Here is a 26176-nt window from a genome sequence, read left to right as displayed (position 1 = left end):
TTCCGGAACATACCAGGATCGGGACGCGAGAAAGCCAGCTTCTGCTCAGGGTGGTCAGTCGAGGGGTTTCTGAACGGTAAGCATCGACCGTCCGCCGCGGGTTTCCCACTCTTCGAGGGGGTCGTACCCGATTGATTTCCAGAACTCAACAGCCGGGGCTGACGCAACGACATCGGCGATCATTCGATCCTGTGATTGTCGGCGGGCAAAGGCCTCCGCACATTCGCAGAGTAGTCGCCCGAGCCCTTCATCGCGGTTATCTGGTGAAACGGCTACGAGGCGGATTTGCGCCTCGCCGGGGTCGAGGACGCGTGATTGGCACCACACCATGAGAGCCCCGATGATCTCGCCGTCATCGTTGTCTACGTAGAGGAGTTGTCGGTCTTCGCGCTCGAATGCTCGGTCAAGTGTGTCTCGGTAGGTGAACCAGTGAAGGTCGGTTTTGATTTCGGTTGAATTGAAGAACGCATTGATGCGTTCGACGTCGTCGGGTGACGTAGCGCTGGAGACCTTCATCAGCTTCACCTTCTTACCCCTGCTCATGCTTCACCGCCACCGTGCTTACTCTGCCGTGGCCGCATCTTCACCATCTCCACAGTCTCTTCGTCGTCGTCTACATAGACGACCTCCCCGACGTTGTCGATCTGCCGGACGTAGGTTTTCAGATCACTCCCCATGTAGTCCTGACTGAGCTTGTCAAGGGACTGGATGTCCTCTTTGGTCGTGATTTTGTGGCAGAGAATGATGTCGCATTGCGACAGCACATCGCTATCGATTGCTGACGGTTGCTGGGTTGCGACAACGATGGATAGGCCGGGCTGTCGCCCTTCTTTCACCCACCGAATAATGGTGTCCTTAGCAAGTGACGACGACCCGCTTGGCACGAAGTTGTGGGCTTCATCAATGAACAACCACACCTTGGGGATCTCCACCGAAAGCCCCATCTCCTCACGGCGGCGGGCCTCCTGACGCTGCCGGAAGAGCTCTTTCCCCAGGACTTCAACGACCAGGTTTCGAAGCCCGTACTGCCCGGGATCGATGACGCTCATGTCCAGGACGTTTATTCTGTTCTCATCGAAGGTCCGCCAGAGATCCTGGTATTGGTCGGCGAAAATGCCCCAGTCTTTCGCCATCTCTAGCCGGTTCAGGAGGGCTTCCTTGGTTCGGTCGGAGGACCCGCCGTCACGCTCTACCTTCTGGATGATGTCGTCCAAGTAGAATTCCGACTCCTCTTCGTTGAGCTCTCGAACGGACCGGTACAGAGCGATGCCCATCGGCTTGTTGATGTTCAGGTCGAAGAGGTCACACCAGCCGTCTGGGGTCATGTCCGAGGGGTTCAGCAGAAGCGGGTTCACGTCGATGCCGCGCCCCTCAAGCTCCCGGAGGACTTCATCACCGAATCGCTCGCCGGGATTCCCCGGGACGAGTAGATTCACAGGGAAGCCCTCTTCGGACATTCCCCAGTCCCAGAGGAGGTCGCGTTGACGGTCGTTTTCCTCGGCCATCGTCCAATAAATCCCCATCGGGTCGATGACGAGCGGAACGATGTCGTCGGTTTCCGTGTGAATCTCTTCCACGATGCTTCCCATCGTGTAGCTCTTGCCCGTCCCGCGTTTGCCACACGCGAGGATGGAGCGGGCTGATGATGCGTCAATGTACGTGTCGCCGTGCTCGTCGAGGTTTTCGCCGATGAACAAGTTCATGCTGAATCACCGTCGTTGGAGTTGCTGCTGAGTTCTACGAGCGGGACGACGGATTCATAGTACGAGAACCCGCCGTGAACGCCCCACTCAGTGTGTTTCAGATCCCGGGCGAGATATGGGTATGCCAGCCCGGAGACGATCTCACCGTCGGAGGTGTACGTCATACTGTGCGGGACTTTTTCGCGGCCCTGTACGTACCGTGGTTGGTGTTTGTAGTCGTCCAGAATCACCTCCGGGCTATCCGGAAGCTGGGTACGCCAGAGAATGCCGTGGTCTGACGTTGCGAAAATCCGGTAGCTCTCTGCCTGTTTGGAGAGTTCCGCTTCGAGGTCGCGGACATCTTCGATGATGTTCTCAACGACCGCGTCATGGTCTGGCTCTTCTTTCTTGTTGTGCGAGTCCTGGTCCAACCCCATTCGTGTGATCTGGACGTATGTCCGGTTCGTGAACGGGGCGGCATCTGAGAGAGTCTCCACCGCGTCGGAGAAATCCCGGATGCGGTACACGTCGTTCCCCATCGCAGCATGGAGGTCCGTCGAGAGGTCCTCCTGTCCTCGGTCCCAATACGTGAAACCGAATTTGTTGGTGAAGTTCTTCTCGTGGAGTAACTCGCTGTACAGCGAGACGTTGTCGTCCCCGTAAATAATCCGCTTGAAGCCGGGTTCGGTGGTCGTCATTCCGTCAACGACCACGGGTTGGGCAGGGAGTTGCGTCGTGCGGAGTGACTCGTAGGAAAGGCCGTCAACGATGAGCAGCACGACGATGGTTTCTCCAGTCACGCTGTGAACGATGTGGTTTTTGAGACTGGATTGTTTCAGCAGCTCCCGCCGTAGCCGGTCGTGGTGTTCTCGATTGCTCCAGTCCACGACCTCGTTCAGTCGGGGCGTGACCGGCTCCTCGTCACAGCTCAGGTGCGTGTAGTCCGGATGATGGTCATCCGCACTAATGACCACATCTCGGTCGAATCGGTAATCTGGATTGTAAAGGTCGTAGTGGAAGTTGTCGAGTGACGTGTAGACGGCGAGGTCATCGAGGTAGAAACTCGCCAGTCTTGGGAGTGGGCAAACGACGGGGGTGGCTTGTGCCTGTTCAGCGATCTCCGTGAACGTTGGCATGGTTATCGCCCCCGTCTGCGGGAGATCTCAATGTCGATCTGGTTGTGCTTGAACAGCTGGTTCATCCGGGTGAGGAGGTCGTCCGGCGAGAGATTTTCGCCATCGTCGTGGTACTCCATGAGCAGTTCCTTGAAGTCCACCTGACGGTGGTCATTGATTCGCTCAAGCAACTCTTGGACGGCCTCATCGTCGGGCTCCGTTTCACGGCGGAACTCGCCGGACTGCTCCCGGAGTTCCTCCGCGCTGTCCAACACTGTACGCCCCTTGCTTTCCAGCTCGGAGCAGAGTTCGTTCCCCTCCTGAATGTCTGTGAAGGTGAACCGGGAGAGTGCAGATTTCAAGTTAGAAACTTTGGCTTCCGCCTGTTCGATCCGTTCGCCGACCTCGTCGGGGTCAGCCTCGACTCCGGCGTCTACACCGACGATGCGCGCGTACTCGATCTCTTGGAACGCCTTCGTCAGCTGTTCCTCAGCCTTCTCGATCACTTGGGTCCTGTATTCCTCCTCGAAGTCATCGACTAACCCTCGGCGTGCCTCATCAGGGTTCTCAATGAACGGATACTGAGCCCGACGGAGCCCTCGGGAGGAACCGCCAGTGGCCTCACTGAGCACGCTCTTCAGAATTTCCAGTTTCTTCTGGAACACCTCGCGGCGGTTTTCACGCCGGGCTTCGTAGGATTCCTCGATGCGGTTGAGTTGTTCTTCGAATCCTTCGCGGTTCTGGAGAGCGGCTTCCCAATCGTCTGTGAAGTGCTCGGACACCTGTCCGATGAAATCCTCGATATCTTCCGCTTCGTCCACCTCCTCTTCGAACGTCCGAGCGTAGTCCATGATCTTCCGCCGGACGTTCGCTACCTGGTCGGCGAATATTTCCCAGCGTTCCACGGCGTCTGCGAGATCCTCAAGACTCTCTCCGTCATCGCTCTCGGAGACTTCGCCCCGGATCTCGTCAAGTTCATCGCGTGCCTCTCTCGCCTTCTGGTGGAGCGTTTCCGTGTTCTCTATAGTCGGTTCGTCGTGTTGGGCGACAGCAGCTTCCAAGTCATCGCTCACTTCCCCGATTCGCTGTTTGACATCCTGATACTCTGCCCGCAGTTCTCGGCGAGCGTCGTCCAGCACCCCGACGAACTCCACGCTGCCTTCGATTGGGTCGTCGAGGTGGTCAGGGTTGATTCGACGACGTTCCCGGTTGGCCTCCTTCTTGACGTCCTTGCATTCGGAGAGATACCGCTGGTGCAGGGATTGGACCTGCTGGTCGAGGCGATCTCGGACGTGTCGAGCCGTCACCTGGAGGGACTCCAGCGTCTCCCCGTCATCAGGGTGAGCATCCTCCAGGTCTTCCTCAATTGAGTCTAACTCAGCCGTAACTCCGTCTGGAATGAATTCAGCATCAAGAGACGTGATTGCATCGTGGAGGTTCTGGCACTCCGTTACCGTTTCCTCGACGTCCTCGATGCTGACATCGGTTTCGAGGAGCGCAAGCGTTTCTCCGGAGTCCACCTCTTCGACGAGACCCCGGTGCTGGAGGAAGGTGAGGATGACGTCAACCTCTTCCTCACGGTATCCGTGCTCCACCGCAATCTCATCGACCGTGGATTGTGGGATTTGCTCGTCTTCGCTATGTTCTAAGCGACTGATGATCTCCTCTTCGAGGGGGTGGAGCTCCGCGGAGACGACGAAGCCGTCCTTTTCGTTATTTTTGACAGTGAGGATGTCGCTGTAGTGCTGACTGATCCGGCCGTCGAAGGGAGAAGTGTTCTTCAGGCCGAATAGCGATGCAACATCTGATTTCGTCCCTTCGATGGGGTTTGAACCGCGGCGCTTTGACGTGGTTTCGAGGGCGTCAAGGAAGTCCACGTACTCATCCATCATCTTCTCGTACTGCGTGCTGGTGATGATGGTGTGGTACTCGGGGTAGACTTCCTGCATCGCCTCAGTGAACACCCCCTCAACTGCTCGCTTTCCCGCTCGACTGAGTTTGACGGGTGCGTTGTCGATGAGTTCCTCGCCGAACAGGGACTTCAGCGCGACGTTGAGGAGTTTATCCCGGAAGTGTTCGACGCGGTTCTCCTCCTGGGCGTCCATCTCCGTGTCATCCTGCTCTAGATACGCAACGAGCGCGAGCATCAGGAACGGAGTGACTGCATTCGGGTCCATCGCGTCCCGAAGGAAATCGAGATTCTCAGGAAGCGAGTCGAACGTCTGCCGGCCGTTGACGACGAACGTGTATTCACGCTCGGATTCGCGCTCGATGCGGGGCGTGACCGGGTTTTCCTCGCTCTCCCACCCTAAGATGAAGTTGAACGCGATGTCGGGTGTACCGTACCCGGCCCCGAGGTCATCGTGACTCCCGATCTCGTCGTCGTGATCAGGGTCGGTGACTGTGATGCTGGCAGTCCGCTTCGGGTACCGCGTGTTGAACGTTCCTTGGAGGTCGCTGCGCTTGTACAGCGTCGGCTCGTAGTTATTCAGGCCGTCTCCGACGCCCCACCCCCGGAGCTTCCCACGGATGGGTTCGAATATCTCACCGCAGACGAGGTCGTTGGCGAACGCCTCCATCGCATAGGCGGCGTTGACGTGCTCTGTGTCGTACTGTCGCCAGAAATCACGGATGAGCTGCTGAACGATGTCATCCGGGCCTTCAGTAGCCGTGACATCAATCAGTGTGTAGCCTTCTGCGACGACCTTGATGACCTCTCCGTGCAGGGCCTTCGAGAGCTCTTCTTTCGCCTCCCCAAGGTTCCACGACTCAACGACCTCGTCCGGGATGCCTTCTTCCGGGAAAACGGCACAGATGCGGATGAACTGTGATTTCTTCTCGGAGTCAACGCTGGAGTGATCGAGGGCGTCCTGGATGGCCGACTGAATCTTCGTTGACGACCCCTGGTAGCGGACTTCACCTTCGTAGAATGCGTCGGCCAGGTCAAGGACCGTGAAGCACTCTCCGGCGGTCTGGTACTGCTTGATTGCGATGCGGAAAATGTCAATGACCGTCCGAGGACCGTTGCTGAGGTCTTCACGAGAGCAAATCTCGCCAATCGCCTTCAATGCGGATTGACTGATGACATCGTGTTGCCGATCCTCGAAGCTGTATCCCTGTGCGTACCGGTTCCAGAGTTCGGCAGGGAAGTCCTGCCCGTAGACGTTCTGGAGGTTGAGCGTCAGGTTATCGCGTTCTAACCGGTTCAGCACGTCACCCGCGTGCGCATCGAGAGTGCTCTTCGTCTGCTCCGGCATCGAGATGAACAGCCCGAACTCGTCCTGCACCTTCGCCCCGGACTGCAGTCCGAACACGAGGTTCCGGAATCTAGATTCGGCGTCCTGGCGATTATCCGCGCTCTTGAAGTACTGCTGGAACTCGTCGCCGAGGATGAGTAGACCGTCGAAGTCCGCCTTCAGGGCGAGTTCAGTGCACTCGCTGAAGAAGTCGATGAGGGTGTCGGCCTGGATACTGAGGTCCAGGTCGTTGGTACGCTCCATCTCACGGAACATCTCCACGAGCTGGTCCTTGTCCTGAAACTGGTGGTCGTCCTTCTTCTCTTCGGCGTACGCCTCCAGCTCTTGGTTGATGTATCGGTCCTTGATTTCCTCTAGCTCATCGACGTACCCGGGGGCTTTGTTGTTCAGCTCGTACCGCATCCACCCGTGGGTCGCGCGCATAATGGCGGTGAACGACGTGAGGGTGAACGGGGGCACAGCGATGACGTCGTTGTCCGTGATCTCCTTCCAAATGCTGACTGACGTACTGGTCTTCCCGTACCCGAACGGCCCGTACAAGTAGCCTTTCGTCGGTTTCTCGCTTTCCACGAGCGATTCATAGACCTCGTCTTCGAACCCGTCGGTGTCCCCGAGTGAGATGTGGGTGTCCGCGAATCGCTCGTATTCGGCTTCGACTGTTTGTGGTTCCTCTGCGACTTCGTTTGCGCTGAACGTTGAGATGATTCCCTCGCTCTTCCGAACGAGGTCAAACACCTCGCCAACGCTGTCAGTGAGTTGTTTTCCGCTCATTGGTTTACATAGTGGGTGCGTGTTCGACGGACAGTCCGAGTGCTTCCCAGTTGGCTCGGACAGTCTGGTAGTGGTCCTCTCCAGGGGCCAGTTCGACTCTCGGAAAAACCTCTTCTGCCGGCCTGTGCGTCACGTAGACGATGGTCGCAAGGCCGTTGATGCTGGCATGGTTCCGGAGATTCCGTGTCGCCATCCGGTCTGCCTCCCCGTGGTCGTAGATGACCACTGGTTCATCAGCTGACTCCGGCATCTGCGGATGGTACTCCCAGTCCTCCGCTTCCCGGAGCGCCCAGCACAGGAACGTTTTCCCGGCTTCTTCCGGACCGTACAGGTTTATGAACCGGGCATCGTCGTCCCGATGCTTCCGAATCTGGTCCATCGCCTCCTGCTGGGCAGCAGAGAGCCGTTCGACAGACGCAGCGTCTTTGAGGGCGTTCATCCGCTGGAGGAGTAGGGCATTAGGCGAGGTCATCAATGGTCACCGGCTCTGATAACCGAACGTGCATCGTGTAGTCCGCCTTGAGGCTCAGGCGACTGTCCATTTTCACAGCCTGTTCAACAACATCTGAGAGAACGTCTTCCTGCACCAAACACAGCGTCTGTAGAGCCTCGGCAGGAACACCACTCAGACTCATCAACCCACCATACTCCCGTGACCCGGCGAAGTCAGTCCGGTACAGGAGATCAATCGCCGCCAGAACCAGCTCTGACGGCACGAACTCACGCAGCTCGAACCGCCCCTCTTGGAGAACCGGCGGGTCCAACTCGTCGATGAACCGCCGATAGTTGTTGATGCTCTTCGTGCTGAGTGTACCGTGATCATCGAACCCCGGCGCAGTTTCGGTCTCCGCCGACTGCAGCACGGCCTCGACGACTTCCTGTTTGGCATCGTTGAAATCGACTGGAGCCCGTTTACAGTACTCTCGCGTAATCTGGTAGTACGACCACGAGATGAACCGCTCCGGGCTTGGGTTCCGATGATAGGCGGACGCGTACACGAAATGCAGCAGGTCGTAGAACCGCTGTTCGTTATGAATGAGGACATCCACAAGATCGCGGCCGAAGTCGGTGAGTTCCTGCCGGTCTTCCTCGTGCACGAGTCCAAGCCGGGCCAGCGTGGTTGTCATGTCCTTGGTGTTGATGAGCTGGCCCGGCTTGCTGGGGTGGCTCAGCCCAAATTCGTGGTAGGCATCGCTCATCGCGTCCTCAACGGAGGTGTAATCACGTCGATCGATGAGGTCGAGGTAGTGCTTGATAGCTTCTGGTCGGCCTGCACTCCCGACGATGTGGAGCTTGTTGCTCATGTTGAGATCGGCCCCCGGACAGGACGGGTTTTTTGGACATCTTCCAGCCGTTTCCGGTACCGCGAGTTGGGGTCCATCGCGCCGATGATCTCTTCCGTGGTCATCTCCGTCATCTGATTCGTCATCTCGTGGATGACGATCAGATTATGAATGACGCGGTCCCAGCGGTTGTTCCGGAGGTTTCTGATGTTCTCACAGAACGGGCACTTGTGGCCGGTTTCCGCTCGAAGATGGGGGAGCTCGCTCGCTGTGAGGACGTTCCCGCTGCGGTTCTTCCGGTGGGAGGCGTTGAACCGGCTTTTGAACGGGAAGAACACGTTCCCGTAGCCGCTGGACCGCATCCAGCTCGTCGTGTCGAAGGAATCGACGCCGGCTTCATGTAAGAGTGGGAGGCTGGTTGGACCGCCGACACCGAAGGCGTGAACCGAGAGGCCTTCTTCGTGTGCGCGGTCAACGACTGTCGAGAGGTTATGGAAGGCTTCGGTGGTGAGCATATTGACGCCGTTGCTCACACCACCGGTTCCAAAGCTCCCGAACCCGACGTGCTGGAGTCCATCGAGTTGGCTGTACTTGTTGAGGCATCGGTAGAGTTGGTCTGTCGTATGTCCTTGGACGACAGCGACCGCTCGTGATTGCCGGTCTTCAGAAAGCCGGCGGAAGCACATCTCGGTCGCGCTCAGTGTCTCGTCCACCTTCCGATCGACAACGTTTGGAGGGTCGTCCGTGAGCGGGACGTTATCGGGGAGGACGTAGCGATGCCCCCAGTTGTTCTCTCCATAGAAGTCAATCAGGTACGAGTACAGGTCGTCGAATTCCTTGTTTCCGACTTGCACCTCGTACCCGCCGGAGTCGAACATCACGTTGAGGTCGAATCGTTTCGTGAGCGCCTCGATTTCCCCGTGGGTTTCTGGCCCCTGTGAGATGGGGGTGAACATGACGTTTTGCAGCGGTTCCAATGACCCATAACCGTCCTGCAGTCGGGCGAACGTCTTCCGCATCGAGCTGGGGGAGACGCTCATGGCTGCGTAGAACGAGAGACTCATTGTTCAGATTGGATTCGAGTCAGGTCCTCCGTTCGCGTTGACTGGCTTTCGGGGATTTCGGCTTCGTCTAGCTCCCCGTATTCGACTGTGACGTCGGTGGTGATCCCGCCACGTGTGTTGAATTTCCCGGTGATTCGCATCCACCTAGGCGAGCAGGCATCGACCAGGTCGTCGAGGATGCGATTGGTTGCGGGCTCGTGGTAGATCTCCACGTCGCGGTAGGAGGTTAAGTACAGTTTCAGCGCCTTCAGCTCGACAATGTACTCGTCCGGGACGTATTCGATGACGAACGTGGCGAAGTCCGGCTGGGATGGTTTCTCCGGACAGAGACAAGTGAATTCTGGCGCGACCAGCTCTAATTTTGTATGCCGATTCGGGTACTCATTCTCGATAACCTCCAAGCGTTCCGGTGCTGGCTCGCCCATGTTACACATCTTTAAGAGTTGCAGCGAGTCTCATGTGGGAGAGCAATTCGTACAAGGAGTGGGGTGCAAACGTCAGTCGGCTATACTTCATGATACTTTTCCATTTTGACCAACCTGTTATAAATTCTGCCCTAGTAAATGAATCTTCAATCAGGTATTACTTCTGTGCTCTATAGATAATATCCTGACCTATGGAACTGATGGCGAACAGAACAGATCTCGAAGGAGCGCCCACATTGTACACGAAGAGCGCCACCACAACATAGCGCATACTCGGCGGTACTATTCTCAGTGTTCGCACGTAGGGCGGCTTACGGTGGGGGTTCGTGCTGAAATAGTAGCTACCAGACCCCACCAAGATTAATTTCGGTGCCTTCTGGTGAGAAACTGGTTTGTAGCTGAGAGCGTTCCGAATCTCTAGTTCCCACCGACCCCCAGTTTTTATATCGTGGAATAGAGTTTATCGTCGGTTTGGGGCCGGGATGCGGCGCACACAGAGTTCCGGCTGCAGGAGGCGTGCCGGTGTTGAAATCGGTGTGTTCGGCGAACTCGGGAGAGGCGCGCGCTGCCAGCGGCGCGCCGAAGTGACGGGCGCGAAGCGAGACCGCCAAACGGGCGGGCGTGTACACGACGAGAGATGTCGGAGTTGCTGAACCGGAGCGCGGTTTAGCAAACGGGCGACGACACAGGAGAGGGTGGGCGCGCCGACGAAGGTCCGACGGCGGGAATCGCAGTGTTTGGGGCCGGTGCGGCAGCCAGCACACCGAGAGCCGGTGGCCGGAGCTCGCGTGCGCGAGGGAGCACGACGAGCCACGCAGACTCGAGGCGACAGCCACAGCGAGCCCCGCTTCGCAGCAGCACGGTGCGGACAGAGGATATATCGCGAGAGTCGGGCGTGTCGCCGACACCACCATCTATAAATCACATAGTGCGATATAGAATTGTGGTGTGGGCCGTGGTACGTTCACCGGTGCGTCTCCTCGAGCAGTCCGACTGAGCGCGACCGACGGGCACTTGTCTCGCGACGACGAATCGCCGGCAATGAGCGAGTTGACGCCCGAGGAGTTCGAGGAACAGAAGTACGTCGACCACTTCCCGAAACTCCAGACCGCGTACAAGCGCGCGTTCAACGAGATGAACGAGACGTACGACTCGGATCTGGTCCACGGCATCGACCAGACGATTCTCGCGGAGGCCGAACCCCACTACGAGGGCGACGGCGAGTTCTCCGTCGACGTGCCCGACGACCCCCTCGCCCAACTGGAGGGTGTGATGGCGACCGACGAGAAGGCCGAACGCGTCCTCGATATCTACCTCGACGAACTGAACACCCAACTCCAGAAGATGTTCGGCGTCGGCGACGCCGCCAGCGCAGACGACGAAAAGGCCTAAGCACCGCCAGCGCCAACTCCGCCCCATGAGCGCAGAGAGCCAAGACGGGGACGACCTGGAGGAGCGCGTCAACAACTTCCTCCGCCGGAACTTCCCGCAGATTCAGATGCACGGCGGCACCGCGGCCATCCAGAACATCGACCGCGAGGAGGGCGTCGTCGACCTCCAGCTCGGCGGCGCGTGCTCGGGGTGTGGTATCTCCCCGATGACGATTCAAGCCATCAAGTCCCGGATGACCAAGGAAATCCCCGAAATCGACACCGTCCACGCCGACACCGGCATGGGCGGCGGCGACACCGGCGGCATGAGCCCGTCGTTCCCCGGCGAGGAAGACGGCGAAGAACCCGAGGACGACGAAGGCCCACAGGCGCCGTTCTAGTCCGTTTCTATCGGTCAGTTCTCCCCAGTTCGTCGCGTCGTCAGTCCTCAGTCCAGTAGTAAATCGCCTCTTTCTCGACGCCGCAACTCGGACACTCGTCGGGGAACGACTCCTGGAGGTCGCCGAGCTCCCCGCACTCCGAGCACCGCCACATCAGTTCGGCCTCGCCGAACTCGTGGCCGGCGCGCTCGTGTTCGATGGAGAGCGCGTCCACGCCGTCCCGCGTGGTGACGAAGACGCCGTCCTCGTCGAACCCGCGGACGGTGCCGATTTCGTCGCCGTTCTCCGTGTACACTGTCGCGCCCAGTCCGACGGTCGGTGAGTCGTCGCTCATAGTTCCGGGTTCGACGCGAGAAGTCATAAAAGCAATCGCCGATACCGGGCCGCGTTCCCGCAGGCAGCCCGCTACCGAGTGGCCGCATCAGTCACGTTGACGTTTCTGGCCGGTCCCGTGTCCGGTCGGGAAACTCCGAAATGGAGAGGTCGACGCGGCGGAGGAGTTGGGCGTTGACGGCGACGATGACCGTACTCAGCGACATCAAGAGTGCGCCCACCGCGGGAGACAGCAGAATCCCGAGCGGAGCGAGAACGCCCGCAGCGAGCGGGATGGCGAAGACGTTGTATCCGGCGGCCCAGACGATGTTCTCCTGCATCTTCCGGTAACTGGCCTCGCTGAGTTTCACGAGGCGAACGACGTCCATCGGGTTGTTCTTCACGAGGATGACGTCAGCCGACTGGACGGCGACGTCGGTGCCACTCCCGATGGCGATGCCGACGTCGGCCCGCGTCAGCGCCGGCGCGTCGTTCACGCCGTCGCCGACCATTCCCACGAGCTTACCTCGGTCCTGGAGTTCCCGGACTTTCTCGTCTTTGTTCTCGGGGAGGACCTCCGCGAACACCGTGTCGATGCCCAGTTCGTCAGCGACGGCGTCGGCGACGTCCTGCGAGTCGCCGGTCAGCATCGCCACCTCGATGCCCAAGTCGTGGAGGGCGTCGACGACGCGGTAACTCTCCTCGCGAATCACGTCGGCCATCGCGAAGGCGGCGACCAGCTCGCCCCCGCGGCTCGCGGCTTCGCCGCTCGCTTCGTCCGAGGACTCGCTTCGCTCGCCCCCGCGAACGAGGTACACCACGGTCTGGGCGTTCTGTCCGGCCTCGTCGGCGAACCGCCGGAGGTGGGGTGGAATCTCGCTATCGAGTTGGGTCAGTAGGTTCGGCCCGCCGACGTACACCTCGCTGTCGCCGTCGGCCGAGTCCGACGAGCCTCCGGGGAAGCCGGAGACGTCGACGGTCGCGCGTACGCCGCGACCCTTGATTGCCTCGAAGCCGGTCGCGTCGGGAACGCTGAGGTCTCGCTCGGCGGCTGCTTCGCGGATGGCCCGTGCAATCATGTGTTCGGAGTCGCCCTCGACGGCGGCCGCCAGTCGGAGTGCGTCGTCCTCGTCGACGCCGTCGACGGTCGCCACCCCGACGACGCCGTGCTCGCCCTCGGTGAGCGTCCCGGTCTTGTCGAAGACGATGGCGTCCAGATTCCGCGCCTCCTCCATCGCGATTCGGTCGCGAACGAGCATCCCGTTGCGAGCGGCGAGTGACGTGTTGATTGCGACGACGAGCGGGATGGCGAGGCCGAGCGCGTGCGGGCAGGCGATGACGAGCACCGTGACGGCGCGCTCGATGATCGTCGCGTTGAACGAGACCGCGGCGGTCCAGGCGACCGCGGTCACGGCCGCGGCCCCGACAGCGACGTAGAACAGCCAGCCGGCCGCCCGGTCGGCCAGCACTTGCGTCTCGGATTTGCTCTGCTGGGCTTCCTCGACGAGTCGCATGATGCCCGCGAGCGTCGTCTCCTCGCCCGTCGCACCGACGCGCACGCGGAGGCTGCCGTCGCCGTTGACGGTGCCGCCGATGACCTCGTCGCCCGGTTCCTTCGAGACGGGTTTCGACTCGCCCGTAATCATCGATTCCTCGACGTCCGAGTCGCCCTCTTCGACGACGCCGTCGGCGGGGACGCTCGCGCCCGGTCGCACGAGCACGAGGTCGCCCTCGGAGAGTTCACTGACGGGGACCTCCTCGGTGTCACCGTCGTCGGTGATTCGCTCCGCGGTGTCCGGCATCAGTTTCGCCAGTTCGTCCACCGCGCTCGAGGCTCGGCGGACCGACCGCATCTCGATCCAGTGGCCGAGCAACATGATGTCGATGAGCGTCACGAGTTCCCAGAAGAACGCCGACTGGGCGGGGAAGACGACGGTCGCCAGACTGTAGACGAACGCGACGGAGATGGCCATCGAGATGAGCGTCATCATCCCCGGCGAGCGGTCCCGGACTTCGGGGCCGGCCATCCGGAGGAACGGAACCCCACCGTAGGCGAAGACGACGACCGCGAAGACGGGATTGACCCACTCGCTGCCGGGGAACGCCGGGACGGAGAAGCCGAGCCACTCCTGGAGCGTCGGGCTGTAGAGCAGGACCGGCAGCGAGAGGAGCGTCGAGACGAAGAAGCGACGTCGGAACATCTGCTCGTGGCCCTCGTGCATGCCGCCGTGCCCCTCGTGGCCGTCGTGCTCCTCGCGCATTCCACCGTGCCCCTCGTGCTGGCTGTGTGTGCCGTGCTCGGCGGGAGCGGCGCCGTCGCGAGGTGAATCCTCGGTGTCGTCGTTCGGGGCGTGGTCGTCCATTGTCGAGTCAATCGTTCGCAATGTGCTTCAACGTGGGTGGCGACCCAGTGGTCACGCTCGGAGAGCGAGGAGTCAGTGGTCGCGGCCGCCCGTTCTGGGAGAATCCGACACCGATTCGGAGCGCGTCGAGGACACCCTCGGTCATCGTCCGCGTCACCTGCCGGAGAGCCACTTAGAATACCGGCGTTTTGTATAGGTTCTGCTGTGGGTTCTAAACTTAGAGAGGGAAAATGACGCTGTATTAGAAGGCACAACCGCATTGAACTGCGGGCGCGTAGGTGACAGTAGGTGCGGACCCACGGAGGAAACATACATGCCTCAAAACACCAACGACAGCCGACTGGTCACGATTCTCCTCATCGTCATCGGTGCGTTCGTCGTCTTCCCGATGCTCTTCATGGGCTTCGGGACGATGGGGGCCGGGCCGATGATGGGCGGTGCGTGGGGCGGTGGAATGTGGGGTGACGGAACGATGTCGGGCTGGGCGTTCGTCGTCGCAGCCGTCATGCAACTCCTGTTCCTGGCCGTCCTCGTCGGCGGCGGTTACCTCGTGTACAGGGCAGTCACGGACAGCGAGCGTGATTCGGACCGGGCACTCGAGGAACTCCGACTCGCCTACGCTCGCGGGGAGTTGACCGACGACGAATACGAACAGCGGCGCGAGGCGCTGGAACGAGACACCGAATCGCGGTGACGGGACTCCGAGCGACGGACTAGACGACCCGACACGACCGGGCGAATCCCCGGTACTCAGGAGAATCGTCCTCGCCGGGCGGCAATCACATGAAGTCCGCGATGCCGGACTGCTTGTTCTTGTCGTTCTCGAAGATGGACTCCAGTTTCCGGTCGAGGAGTTCGAGGCGCTGTTTCGTGTACTCCCGGCAGTCGTAGTCCTCGGCCACCTGAATCGCGGTGTCCATGTACTTGTTCACGGAGCCCTCGTGGACCGTGAGGTTCACCCTGCCCCCGCACTCCCGGCAGTCCCCGGTCAGGGGCATCCGGCGGTACTTCTCCCCGCAGTCGAGACACCGCGTCTCCTGTCGGCTGAACGCCCGGAGGTTCCCGATGAGGTCCGGGAGGAAGTGGAACTCGATGACGCGCTCTGCGACGTCGGTCTCGTCCACGGACCGGAGCTTCCGCGAGAGTTCCAGTTGCGCGTCCATCTTGTCCATCATCGACCCGAGCGTCTTGTACGCGGAGAGCGCGGGGCCGAGGTGGATGTCCGTCGTGTCGTGGGTGTGCCCGAATCCGGTGTACTCCTCGTCGGTGCCGAGCGTCTCCTCCGCGATGGTCACGAGGTCGTCGACCTCGCCGGGGTCGGCCATCTCGCGACTCGCCTCGTAGAACTCCTTGGGGTACTCCCGGTCGATGTCCACGTTGTGCGCCTCGTCGTCGATTTCGCTCGGGTCGATGCGCGAGGACATGACGAGGGGCGCGTCCATCTGCCCGCCCCGTTTGTCCGGCAAGAACGACTTCGAGAAGTTCAGCAGGCCGTCCATCAGGAGCATCACGCAGTCCTCGTCACCGTCGCAATTCCGGCGTTTCGCGGCGTGGAAGTACGGATGCGCGTAGCCGACCGCGGCCGACGTGAAGCCGATGATTCTGCCGACGACCGCGGCGGAGGTGTGGGGCGCCATCCCGAAGACGAGTTCGCCGACGAGGTCGTCGCGCTCGTCGAGTTCGTAGAACGAATCGAGGCCGTAGTACTCCGTGAGGAGGTCGTCGACGAAGTCCGCGGTCTGGAGCATGTGTTCGGCTGCGCCGTCCGAGAGCACGACGTCCTGCACGCGGAGTTCGACGAGTTGGTCGTCGTGTTCGAGGGGGTCGCCGTGGATGTCCTCGTCGTACCCGAGGTCGCGGAAGTGGTCGACGGTGACGTCGAGTTCGCGCGGGCGGACAGCGGTGACCGGGAGGTCGGTCATGTCGTACCGGACGGTGCCGTCTTTGAACGCGGTGACGTCGTGTTTCGCGCGGAGGACGCCCTTCTCCATCGGTTCGGGGACTTTCTCCGAGGACATCAATCCCTGTACGCCTTTGAGCACGTCGAAGGCGTTCTCGCGCTCGCCGACGGACTGGAGCGCGCTCCGGTACTCGTCTTGGACGTCGACGGTCTGGGTCTCGACGTTGTCGAGTTCGCGCTCGCAGCGCGGGCACTCGACGCGCCCGGACTCGTCGGGTTCGGCGGTGATGCCGCAGTCGGGACACTCGTAGTGGGGGTCGGTCCAGGTGTCGCAGTCGGGGCAGGTCGCCTCGTAGGTGTGCTCGTCGCAGTCCGGGCAGACGCGTTCGCCGAGTCGCACGTCGATTTCGCCGGGCGTGTCCGCCATGTCGGGCGCGTACCGCGCGGCGTCGCCCACGTCGCGTTGGGCCCCGCCGGCCTCGCCGATGGGGAACAGCGTGTGGACCGCCGGCGAGAGGTCGCGGGACTCGGATTTCTCCGGGCGCCCCATTCGGTTCCCGATTCGCGTGGGGGCACGCTCCTGGACGTCGAAGGGTGCGACTTCCTCGACGGCGCGCATCGCGTTCGGCCAGTCGCGGGCGTCCGCCGAGAGGCTGTCCCACTCCTTCGCCAGGTCCTCGGCCTCGCGGAGCGATGCTCCGCTCGGCGATTCCGAGGCGCTCCGCGCCTCGCCGACCCCGAGCGAGCGCGCGAGCGGCACCCAGTCGGGCACGTAGAGCGCGTCCTCGCGCTGGCGGTGCTCGACGAGCAGGGCCTCCAGCGTCGCCCGGACCTCGTCGTCGGGCGCGAGCGCGAGGTCGCCGTCCTCGCGTTCGGCGTCGACGACTGCGTCCGCGAGCGCGACGAACTGCTCGACTGTCACGTCGTGCCAGAGGTACGTGTACGCGGGGTGGAGCGGGGCGTCGTACTCGGTCGCCCACTCGATTGCCTGGTCGGCGTCCGGGTCGTCGAGGTCGGCGAACGGCGAGTCCCGGAGCGCCTGCACGTCCGCGCCGGCGTCCGCGAAGTCCTGCACCCACCACTCCGGCGAGTAGGAGGCGGGCGCGAGTTCGTGGTTGTTCTCCACGAACTCGCCGTAGTTCACGAGGTACTCGCCGACGTCGAGAATCTCCACGACGCCGTTCCGGACTTCGAGGGCGTCCTCCGGGCTTTCGATGTGGCGCACGTCCCCGTTCGCGAGTTTCACGGTCGGCCCCTCGATGGAGTCGACGGGCACGACGCCCGCCGCCTTCCCCGGGCGCTCGGTCTTGATTTGGGTGCCCGTCGCGAGGAAGTCGTCCAGCAGGTGCATCGTCGCCGGGTGGACGCCCGCCGTCGCGAACCCGTGGTTTCGGGCGCGCCCGTACCGCAGGCGGAAGCCGCCCTCCTTCGACGGGTGGCCGAAGACGGGGCGGCCCGCGATGAGGTCCTGGAGGAACTTGTACGACGGGTCGACGCGGGGCGGCCCGTCGGGCTCGTCGCCGGCGTCCTCGGCGTCACCGTCGTCGCTCGCGGCGTCGCTCTCGCCGTCCTCGCCGTCGGCCTCGTCGTCGCCGGCGTCTTCGCCGATGGTGCCGTCGATGAGGTCCTGGAGCCACGGCCACTCGACCTCGTCGAGGTTCCGGGTGTAGCGCTGAATCTTCGGCGCCTTCAGCGCGATGCCCTCCGCGAGCACGAGACACATCCCGCCGCGGGGCGAGTTCGTGTCGATGCGTTCGAGGTCGCGGAAGCCGTCGACCTCCTCGTTGCCCGTCGCCTCGCCGTCCAGCATTACGGGACAGTTCTCGGTGATGAACTTCGTCTCCTTGTCCTTCGGCGAGTACTGGAGGCCGGTCTCGGAGTCGTAGAGGGCCACCTCCTCGGCGTAGCGCTCTATCTCGTCGTCTCGCGGCTTGAACTCGTCTATGTCGAGGAGGCTGCGCGCGTAGTCCGCGACGAGCACGGAGAGCGCCTGCGCCGTCCCGCCGGCGGACCGAATCGGGCCGGCGTAGTAGACGGCGACGTACTCGGTGCCGTCGTCGTTGGCGTTCACCTCGACGCGGTCGATGCCCTCGATGGGCGCCGCGACCACGCCCTCCGTGAGCAGGGCGACGGCGGTCCGGACCGCGCCCTCGACCTTGCCGGCGTCCGTCTCGTAGTCGCCGACGGTGCCCTCCACGAAGTCCTCGACGAGTTCGAGGGCCGCCTCCTCGCGGCTCATCTCACCTTCGAGGTCGCGGACGCGCTCGGCGACGCCGTCGATGCCGAGGATGTTCTCGACGCGGTCGGCCATGTCCTTCGCGACCGGAATCTCGACCTCTGGCTTCGGGTCGTCGCCGCGGCGCTTCGCGCGCTCGGCGACGTCGAACGCGTCGTCGAGGTCGGACTCCAGTGACTCGAAGTACGCTTCGTCTTCCGGGCGCATCAGAGCCAGAGGTCGAGGTCGGTGGCGTCGTCGTGGGCGCGCTCCAGGTCGGTGTCCAGTTCTCGGACGTACAGTTCGCCCGCGAACACCGTCGCGCGGTCGAGGTGGCCGGCGAGCGCCTGCCCGGACCGACGGGATAGTGTTACGTGCGTGTGCGCGAACGGCTCGCCGTCGAGTAGTGAAATATTACCGACACAACTGGCGACCTCTAAGGGCTCGTCGAACTGCGCGCTCTTGTACTCGAAGTCGTCCTGGTCGTAGTACCAGAGCTCCGCGTCCTGTACGGCCCCCATACCGACGAACCACGCGGCGGTAATGTCGTCCTCCTCGGCGAGCGACTCGAGTTCCTCGCGCCAGTCGGCGCCGTGGTCGAGTCGCACGACGTACTCGCGGCCGCCGGAGACTTCACGGACGTTCATGAGAGCGTCATCGACGCGCGCGAGGAAAAGTCCTGCCGTCTCAGCGCCACGCCGAAAGCGGCGTCGCCGCGTCCGCGGTCATGGATACCCAGGCCTCGTCCTGGGAGATGTCCGCGATGACGAGTCGGGACTCGCGGCCTTCCTCGTCCAGCGAGGCCATCACGTCGGTCCCGTGTGCGTCAGACGTCGGCTGAGCGGCGTCAGTCGTCATGACATGTGATACAACGTCTCACCCGGTACTTAAGACCGTCGGATTGACAGAATAGTTTGCCGTGTGTTAACACATAGTAGCCGTCGGTTGATTGTACACGGTAGCGAGTGGAGAAATTTAGGGCGTGGAGACCCCCAGAAGCGGTAAGTTTATCACTATAGATTAGTAACCCGTGGGTGGATGACAGATACTGACAACCTCTCCCGGCGTCGGTTCCTTCAGGGAACTGGTGCCGCTGCGACCGCAGCCGCCCTGGCCGGCTGTACCGGTGGCGGCGGGGACGACGACGAAGAAACGACGACCTCGCCCACCGACGACGGTGGCGACAACGGTGGCGACAACGAGGACTCCGAGACGACGGAGGAGATGGAGTACGACCCGAGCAAGACGCTCCGCTCCCTCAACGTCGGTACGATGGACACCCTCGACCCGATCAAGGCGACCGACACCACGTCGGGCGCGAACATCCAGAACATCTTCGACGCGCTGACCAACTATCCGCACGGTCAGACGAACGTCGAGATGCTCCTCGCGGAGTCCCTCGAGACGGCCAACGACGGCGCCACGCTGACGTTCACGCTCAAGCAGGGCGCGACGTACAACAACGGCGACGAGGTCACCGCACAGGACTTCGTCTACTCCTTCGAGCGCCTCGCGGCGTCCGACAACTCGCGGCGCTCCACGTTCATCCTCGACACGCTCGGTGTCAAACACGAGACCGAGACGACGACGGTGGACGGCGAAGAGCAGGAAGTGTACAAGCCCGGCACCATCGCGGTCACCGCCGAGGACGACTACACGCTCACGCTCGAGCTCGAGCAGCCGTTCTACGCGGCGACCAGCATGCTCGCGTACACGTCCTTCTCCGCGGTTCCGGAAGGACTTGTCGGCGACATCGAGGGCTACGAGGGCCAGATGAGCCACCAGGAGTTCGCGACGAAGAACCCGGTCGGCGCAGGCCCGTACACGCTCGAATCCTGGGAGCAGGCGTCCGAAGTTCAGCTCTCCGCCCGTGACGACTACCACGGCGAGACGCCGATGAACGCCGGCATCCACAAGGCGGTGTACACCGAGTCGAACGCGCGATACACGTACGCGACGGTCAACGTCAACGCCGACTCGCCGTACATCCCGTCCGCGCAGTACAAGCCGGACCTCCGCGAATTCGAAGGGACCGACGACCGTGGCCGCCGCTACGGTACCTACGGCCCGATGGACGAGAACGGTCTGACCGCGGACTACTACGAGGTCGCGACGCCGTCGACCTACTACCTCGCGTTCAACTCCGAAGTCGTTCCGAAGCCGGTCCGTCAGGCTGTGGCGTACGTCTACAGCCAGAAGACGTTCGTCGAGCAAATCTTCCCGCGTCCCGCGAAGCCGGCGTACCACTTCACGCCGCCGGGACTGTTCCCGGGCGGCCCGAGCAACTACGAGGAGCAGGCCCAGGACTACAAGTACGGCTACGAGCAGCGTGGCCAGGTCGCCAAGGCCAAGGAAGTCATGGAAGCGGCGGGCTACGGTCCCGACAACCAGTTCTCCATGTCCTTCACGATGCCGTCCAGCTCGGCGTCCTCGTGGGGTAGCGACCTGTACACGCTCCTCCGTGACCAGCTCACGCAGGCGCACATCAAGCTCGAGCTGAACAGCGCCGACTGGAACACGTTCCTCAACAGCGCCCGCAACGGCAACGTCGAGATGTACTATCTCGGCTGGCTCGCCGACTACCCGGGCCTGGACAACTTCCTCAACCTCGCGTACCCGCCGGCGACCGACACGTCCGGTCAGGCCATCGGGTACATCAACTGGAGCTCCGAGACCGGTGACGCCGCAGAGCAGGCTATCGACGGCTGGGAGATGATCCAGAACAACTACGGTACCGGGCAGGCCGAAGCCCGTGGCGAAGGTGGCATGATGATGGAGAACGCCATCGAGGAAGACGCCGTGTACATCCCGATGATTCACGGCATCACGCAGGGCTACAGTTACCCGTGGCTCGAATCCCCGCGCTCGGGTGCCATGGGCGGCTCTCGCGGCAAAGAAATCTGGGCGAAGATCGGCGACCGCGGCGAGTTCGAATAGTCGGCTCGCTTCCCGAACCGCCGTCCTGCATTTTTCGAACGCAAGCGTAGTCGCATTTCAGTACGGAGAGCCCTCCGAAACGCAAGACCTAAACCCGAATAATAAACAGAGAAGAATGCAAACGAGTCACACAACTCGAGGCATGCACCAATGAGCCGGTGGACCTATTTCGCGAAACGACTAGTACTGTCGATCCCAGTGATACTGTTCGGCACGTCACTGACGTTCTTCATCATCTACGCCGGGCCCATCGACCCAGCGTACGCTATCCTGGGACAACAAGCGACCGGCGAACGAATCGACGCACTGCACCGCCGGCTGGGCATGAATCAGCCGCTGTGGGCGCAGTACTTCGACTTCATCACGGACATGTTCATGTTCGAACTCGGGCAGTCGTGGGTCATCCGCCCCGACGTCGCCGCCAACGACGTCATCATGTCCTACGCGCCCCGCACCATCCTGATGGGCGCGCTCGCCGTCATCCTCCCGCTGTTCGTCGGGATTCCGCTCGGGTTCTACGCCGGCCTGAACCCGAACACGTTCGGCGACTACCTGGCCTCGTTCAGCGGTATCGTCTGGCGCGCGATGCCGAACTTCTGGCTCGCGGTGATTCTGCTGATGATCCTCTCGCAGTCCGAGGAGTTCCTCTTCGGGTTCAACTGGGAGGAGTTCCTGGTGTCGACGAAAGTCGCCGGGACACCGGACATGAGCAACCTCATGGAACCGATGGGGTTCATCAAAGCCGCGAAAGTGGTGTTGCCCGGCGCGCTCGTCCTCGGCTCCGCCTCGATGGGTAACGAGATGCGTATCGGTCGCACCGCGTTCCTCGAAGCGAAGAACTCGAACTACGTCGAGATGGCGCGCGCGAAGGGCCTTCCGGGCCGCACCATCGTCTGGAAGCACATCTTCCGGAACGCCCTCATCCCGCTGATTCCCGTCATCACCGCGGAAGCCGCGGTGCTGGTCGGCGGGTCCGTGCTCGTCGAGAGCGTCTTCGGTATCAACGGCATCGGGTGGCTGTTCTTCAACGCCATGATGCGCGGCGACCTGCCGCTCGCCGGTGCGCTGATGTACCTGTTCATCCTCCTGATCGTGGGTCTGAACATCCTCCAAGACTTCCTGTACACGGTCGTCGACCCGCGTGTCGGGTTCGAGGGTAACTGACAATGTCGATTGAAGAAAACAAGAGCAACAGTCTCGTACAGCGCGTGAGAGAGAATCCCGCGCCGGCGGCACGATGGGGGGTCGTCATGGCAGTCCTCATCGCCGCCGAGTTCGGCGCCCTCTGGGGCGGCATCATGGCCGTTCCGTGGGACGTGCCCGTGAACTTCGTCGCGGACGCACTCCCCGCAGCCATCGGCGGCGTCATCACCGGTGTCGCGTCCGTGTTCGCGAACGTCGGCGACGCACTCGCGAACCTGCCGACGCTCCTGAGCCGGGACCTCATCCCGAACCAGGGGTACAAGGTGCCCGGACAGGGCTGGCAGGGGACCTTCCTCGGTCTCGAACCGGCGTACGCGTGGCTCATCCGCGTCGCAGTCATCTACGTGTACGCGTTCGTCACGCTCTACTGGGCGTGGCGCGGCTACCTCGTCTTCCGGCGTCACTACCGGTACGCGGACTGGACGCCGGCCGACGACATGATCGACCGATTCCGCAGCCACAACTGGGGTCGGTTCGGGCTGGTGCTCGTCATGGTGTTCGTCGTGATGGCGCTGTTCGCGCCCACCATCGGTCCGACGACGAAGTCCCAGAACATGATGCAGCCGTACGACGAGACCTCCACCATCCAGTACTACGACGCGCAGTCCGGTGAGGTCTTGACGACGACCGCCGGGAACGCGAACCTGTTCTCGGCGTCGCAAGGTGACCGACAGAACTTCGGCCTGTGGACCTACGACGACTTCGGGAGATTCCACCCGTTCGGGACACTGACGTCCGGAAAAGACCTGTTCACGTTCATGGCGTTCGGGGCGCGCATCTCGATGTTCATCGGGATATTCGCGTCCGCACTCGCGGGCGGCATCGCGTTGTCGCTCGCGCTCATCACGGCGTACTACGCGGGTCTGACCGACCTCGCGGCGGTGCTGGCGAGTGACGCGTTCTCCGCGATGCCGCGCCTGCTCATCCTCATCATGCTGGTGGCGGTGTTGCAGGACCACTGGATATCCCAGATTTACAGCGGCGCCTTCCTCCTCGCGTTACTGTTCGGCATATGGGGGTGGATGGGGCTGTGGCGCGCGGTTCGCGGGCCCTCGTTCCAAATCGTCGAGAACGAGTGGGTCACCGCGGCGAAGGGCTTCGGCGAACGCCCGTGGCGCATCGTGAGTAAACACGTCGCGCCGTACGTCATCGGCTACCTGCTCATCTACCTCTCGATGTCGCTGGGCGGGTACATCATCGGCGCGGCGGGCCTGTCCTACCTCGGACTGGGCGTGACCGCGCCGACGCCGGAACTCGGCCGCGCCATCTCGCGTGGCCAGAAGTTCGTCATCACGCGGTCGTGGCACATCTCGGTGATGCCGGGAATCTTCATCACCCTCCTCGTGCTCGGCTTCAACGCGCTCGGTGACGGCGTCCGCGACGCCATCGACCCGAAGAGTGGTGGCGACGACGCGGCTGGTGAGGCCGCGGCCACAGGGGGTGGTGGGTGATGAGTCAGTCAGACTTCGCCACCGACCAGCGCTCCGGACAGGAGCCGCTCCTGCAGGTCGAGGACCTCCAGACGGCGTTCTTCACCGACAAGGAGACGATTCGCGCCGTCGACGGCGTCGACCTCGAAATCGGCCGCGGGGAGTCCGTCGGCATCGTCGGCGAGTCCGGGTCCGGGAAGTCCGTGACGGCGCGGTCCATCATGGGCCTCATCGAGTCGCCCGGCCGCGTGGTCGGCGGCTCCATCCAGTACAAGGGCCAGGAACTCGTCGGCAACTCCGAGAAGGAGTGGCGACAGATTCGCGGCGGCGAAATCGCGATGGTGTTCCAGGACCCGCTTTCCTCCCTGAACCCGGTCTACACGGTCGGGAACCAGATCAAGGAGTCGCTGCGACTCCACCAGGGGATGCGGGGCCGTGAGGCCACGGAGAAGGCCATCGAACTGCTGGAGGACGTCGGGATTCCGGACGCGCCGCGGCGCGTGGACGAGTACCCCCACCAGTTCTCCGGCGGGATGCGACAGCGCGCCGTCATCGCGGTGGCGCTGGCGTGTGACCCCGACCTGCTCATCTGCGACGAGCCGACGACGGCCCTCGACGTGACGATTCAGGCCCAGATTCTCGAGTTGCTCGAGAACCTCAAGGAGGAACGCGACCTCGGCATCATGTTCATCACGCACGACATGGGCGTCATCGCCGAGGTGACCGACCGCGTGAACGTGATGTACGCGGGCGAGATGGTCGAGTCCGCGCCCGTCGAGGAGCTGTTCGACAACCCGAAACACCCCTACACGCAGGGGCTGTTGGAGAGCATTCCGAGTCGGAACGAGCGCGGCGACAGCCTGACGACCATCGAGGGCGAGGTGCCGACGCCGAACGAGCCGGCGACGTACTGCCGGTTCGCGCCGCGGTGTCCGAAGGCGTTCGACGACTGCGAGCAAGTCCACCCGGTACAGGTGGAAGTCGACGAGGGCGTCGACGACCACACGGCGGCGTGCCTGCTGTACCCGGATGACGTCACGCAGAACGAGGCCGTCGAGTTGCATCGGTCGCGTGCAGACAAGACTGAGACGGAGGTGACGGAATGACGACGCTCTACCAGGAGGAACAAAGCGAGTCGGTTAGCGCGCAGACCGGGGAGACGCTCGTCGAAGTCGACGACCTGAAGACCTACTACGGGTCCGAGGGCGGCCTGTTGGGCGGGAAGCCCGTGAAGGCCGTCGACGGCGTGAACTTCGACGTGCATCGCGGCGAGACGCTCGGTCTCGTCGGCGAGTCCGGCTGTGGGAAGTCGACGCTCGGCCGGACCCTGATGCAGTTGGAGAACGCGACCGCGGGCGAGGTCCGGTACGACGGGACGGACATCACGACGCTCTCCGGGAGCGACCTCAAGCAGTGGCGACAGAACGTCCAGATGGTGTTCCAGGACCCGGACTCCAGTCTCAACGGCCGGATGACGGTCGGGGAGATCATCATGGAGCCGCTGAACGTCCACAACTGGAAGACGCCACAGGAGCGCCGACAGCGCGTCCGCGAACTGCTGGACACCGTCGGGCTGAGCGAGGAGCACTACTACCGGTACCCGTTCCAGTTCTCCGGCGGGCAGAAACAGCGCGTCGGCATCGCTCGCGCGCTGGCGCTGGAGCCGGACTTCATCGTGCTCGACGAGCCGGTGAGCGCCCTCGACGTCTCCGTGCAGGCGAAGGTGTTGAACCTGCTCGACGACCTGCAAGAGGAATTCGGGCTGACGTACCTGCTCATCGCACACGACCTCAGCGTCGTCGAACACATCTGTGACCGGGTCGCCGTGATGTACCTCGGGAACATCATGGAGATCGGACCGGTGGACGACATCTTCGACGACCCGGCGAACCCGTACACGCAGTCGCTGCTGTCCGCGATTCCCGAACCCGACCCGAACGCGGAGAAGAATCGGATGACGCTGCGCGGGACGCCGCCGAGTCCGCGGGACCCGCCGACGGGCTGTGTGTTCAGTACGCGGTGTCCGTCGAAGATTCGCCCCGAGCAGTACCGGGACATCGACGACGACGTCTGGGAGGGCATCGAGATCTTCCGGGAGGTGCTCCGGGAGCGCGGCGACGTGACGAAGTCCGTCCGCGAGCGCGTCCGCGACCTGCTCGGGATGGAGACGCGGGGCATGGACGTCGAGGAGGTCATCGACGACGCGTTCGGCGAACTGGACGTGCCAAGCGACGTCCAACAGCACGTCGACGAGGCCGTCGAGCACGTGGAACGCGACGACCTCCAGTCGGCACAGGAGACGCTCCGCGATGAGTTCGGGAGCGTCTGTGAGAGCGAGGAACCGGAGACGCTCCCCGTCGGGGACACCGGGCGGACGAGTCGGTGTCACCGCCACCGAGAGGAGTACGAGAGTTCCCAGGCGTACCTCACGGACCACTTCCAGTAGTC

21 protein-coding genes are annotated in these 26176 nt (G+C 62.4%); 8 read left to right on the top strand and 13 right to left on the bottom strand.

The features are described from left to right. Positions 1–54: 54 nt before the first annotated feature. From LT972_RS14705 to queF, 8 genes are all read right to left on the bottom strand, one after another. On the bottom strand, positions 55–543 hold the full coding sequence (locus LT972_RS14705; RefSeq protein WP_232571137.1) for a GNAT family N-acetyltransferase: 489 nt from the start codon (positions 541–543) through the stop codon (positions 55–57). Next, the gene (locus LT972_RS14700; RefSeq protein WP_232571136.1) at positions 540–1703 is read right to left on the bottom strand and encodes an ATP-binding protein; all 1164 of its coding nucleotides are present in this window, start codon (positions 1701–1703) and stop codon (positions 540–542) included. The genes LT972_RS14705 and LT972_RS14700 overlap by 4 nt, the downstream gene beginning before the upstream one ends. Next, positions 1700–2818 (bottom strand): hypothetical protein, encoded by a 1119-nt coding sequence (locus tag LT972_RS14695; protein ID WP_232571135.1) that lies wholly within the window; start codon positions 2816–2818, stop codon positions 1700–1702. The genes LT972_RS14700 and LT972_RS14695 overlap by 4 nt, the downstream gene beginning before the upstream one ends. A 2-nt stretch (positions 2819–2820) precedes the next feature. Next, entirely contained in the window at positions 2821–6825 is a 4005-nt protein-coding gene (locus LT972_RS14690) for a hypothetical protein (protein ID WP_232571134.1), read from the bottom strand. A 4-nt stretch (positions 6826–6829) separates the two neighbouring features. After that, positions 6830–7297, bottom strand: coding sequence for a hypothetical protein (locus LT972_RS14685; RefSeq protein ID WP_232571133.1), 468 nt, complete (start codon positions 7295–7297; stop codon positions 6830–6832). After that, positions 7284–8129 carry a hypothetical protein gene (locus tag LT972_RS14680; RefSeq protein WP_232571132.1) on the bottom strand — a complete coding sequence of 282 codons (846 nt, stop codon included), beginning with the start codon at positions 8127–8129 and terminating at the stop codon, positions 7284–7286. Before LT972_RS14680 ends, LT972_RS14685 begins: the two co-directional genes overlap by 14 nt. Then, entirely contained in the window at positions 8126–9064 is a 939-nt protein-coding gene (locus LT972_RS14675) for a tRNA guanosine transglycosylase family protein (RefSeq protein ID WP_232571131.1), read from the bottom strand. Before LT972_RS14675 ends, LT972_RS14680 begins: the two co-directional genes overlap by 4 nt. 104 nt (positions 9065–9168) lie before the next feature. Beyond that, complete coding sequence (queF, locus tag LT972_RS14670) at positions 9169–9597, bottom strand: preQ(1) synthase (RefSeq protein ID WP_232571130.1); 429 nt, start codon at positions 9595–9597, stop codon at positions 9169–9171. Positions 9598–10638: 1041 nt separating this feature from the next. Between queF and LT972_RS14665 the strand changes: the two genes are divergently transcribed. Both LT972_RS14665 and LT972_RS14660 read left to right on the top strand, forming a co-directional pair. Beyond that, the gene (locus tag LT972_RS14665) at positions 10639–10989 is read left to right on the top strand and encodes a DUF5783 family protein (RefSeq protein WP_232571129.1); all 351 of its coding nucleotides are present in this window, start codon (positions 10639–10641) and stop codon (positions 10987–10989) included. A 25-nt stretch (positions 10990–11014) separates the two neighbouring features. Then, positions 11015–11368: a NifU family protein gene (locus LT972_RS14660; RefSeq protein WP_232571128.1), complete on the top strand. Its 354-nt coding sequence runs from the start codon at positions 11015–11017 to the stop codon at positions 11366–11368. 40 nt (positions 11369–11408) lie between these two features. Here the strand turns inward: LT972_RS14660 and LT972_RS14655 are convergent, their stop codons facing one another. Both LT972_RS14655 and LT972_RS14650 read right to left on the bottom strand, forming a co-directional pair. Further along, the gene (locus LT972_RS14655) at positions 11409–11702 is read right to left on the bottom strand and encodes a DUF7130 family rubredoxin-like protein (RefSeq protein ID WP_232571127.1); all 294 of its coding nucleotides are present in this window, start codon (positions 11700–11702) and stop codon (positions 11409–11411) included. 91 nt (positions 11703–11793) lie between these two features. Continuing rightward, a complete protein-coding gene (locus LT972_RS14650) occupies positions 11794–13902 on the bottom strand; it encodes a heavy metal translocating P-type ATPase (RefSeq protein ID WP_390226324.1) in 2109 nt (702 codons plus the stop codon). A gap of 454 nt (positions 13903–14356) precedes the next feature. Between LT972_RS14650 and LT972_RS14645 the strand changes: the two genes are divergently transcribed. Beyond that, positions 14357–14737 (top strand): SHOCT domain-containing protein, encoded by a 381-nt coding sequence (locus LT972_RS14645; RefSeq protein ID WP_232571126.1) that lies wholly within the window; start codon positions 14357–14359, stop codon positions 14735–14737. Between the two features lie 85 nt (positions 14738–14822). On the opposite strand, the gene LT972_RS14640 is transcribed toward LT972_RS14645, so the two are convergent. The 3 genes from LT972_RS14640 to LT972_RS14630 are packed head-to-tail and all read right to left on the bottom strand — an operon-like array spanning position 14823 to position 19016. Continuing rightward, positions 14823–18386 carry a DNA polymerase II large subunit gene (locus LT972_RS14640; protein ID WP_232571125.1) on the bottom strand — a complete coding sequence of 1188 codons (3564 nt, stop codon included), beginning with the start codon at positions 18384–18386 and terminating at the stop codon, positions 14823–14825. After that, complete coding sequence (locus tag LT972_RS14635; RefSeq protein ID WP_232571124.1) at positions 18386–18805, bottom strand: PPC domain-containing DNA-binding protein; 420 nt, start codon at positions 18803–18805, stop codon at positions 18386–18388. The genes LT972_RS14640 and LT972_RS14635 overlap by 1 nt, the downstream gene beginning before the upstream one ends. A gap of 40 nt (positions 18806–18845) precedes the next feature. Next, the gene (locus LT972_RS14630; protein WP_232571123.1) at positions 18846–19016 is read right to left on the bottom strand and encodes a DUF7556 family protein; all 171 of its coding nucleotides are present in this window, start codon (positions 19014–19016) and stop codon (positions 18846–18848) included. A 180-nt stretch (positions 19017–19196) separates the two neighbouring features. On the opposite strand from LT972_RS14630, the gene LT972_RS14625 reads away from it, so the two are divergent. The 5 genes from LT972_RS14625 to LT972_RS14605 all read left to right on the top strand — a co-directional run bounded on the left by LT972_RS14625 (position 19197) and on the right by LT972_RS14605 (position 26174). Next, positions 19197–21095, top strand: coding sequence for an ABC transporter substrate-binding protein (locus LT972_RS14625; RefSeq protein WP_232571122.1), 1899 nt, complete (start codon positions 19197–19199; stop codon positions 21093–21095). A 150-nt stretch (positions 21096–21245) separates the two neighbouring features. After that, entirely contained in the window at positions 21246–22259 is a 1014-nt protein-coding gene (locus LT972_RS14620; RefSeq protein ID WP_232571121.1) for an ABC transporter permease, read from the top strand. A gap of 2 nt (positions 22260–22261) precedes the next feature. Further along, on the top strand, positions 22262–23749 hold the full coding sequence (locus LT972_RS14615) for an ABC transporter permease (protein ID WP_232571120.1): 1488 nt from the start codon (positions 22262–22264) through the stop codon (positions 23747–23749). Beyond that, positions 23749–24834, top strand: a complete 1086-nt coding sequence (locus tag LT972_RS14610) for an ABC transporter ATP-binding protein (RefSeq protein WP_232571119.1) — start codon at positions 23749–23751, stop codon at positions 24832–24834. Before LT972_RS14615 ends, LT972_RS14610 begins: the two co-directional genes overlap by 1 nt. Then, positions 24831–26174 (top strand): ABC transporter ATP-binding protein, encoded by a 1344-nt coding sequence (locus LT972_RS14605; RefSeq protein ID WP_232571118.1) that lies wholly within the window; start codon positions 24831–24833, stop codon positions 26172–26174. Before LT972_RS14610 ends, LT972_RS14605 begins: the two co-directional genes overlap by 4 nt. Positions 26175–26176 lie beyond the last annotated feature (2 nt).

The organism is Halobacterium litoreum, from assembly GCF_021233415.1.
Lineage (GTDB): Archaea > Halobacteriota > Halobacteria > Halobacteriales > Halobacteriaceae > Halobacterium > Halobacterium litoreum.
The sequence above is the reverse complement of the archived record's forward strand: the minus strand, read 5'-3'. Positions and strand labels throughout refer to the sequence as shown.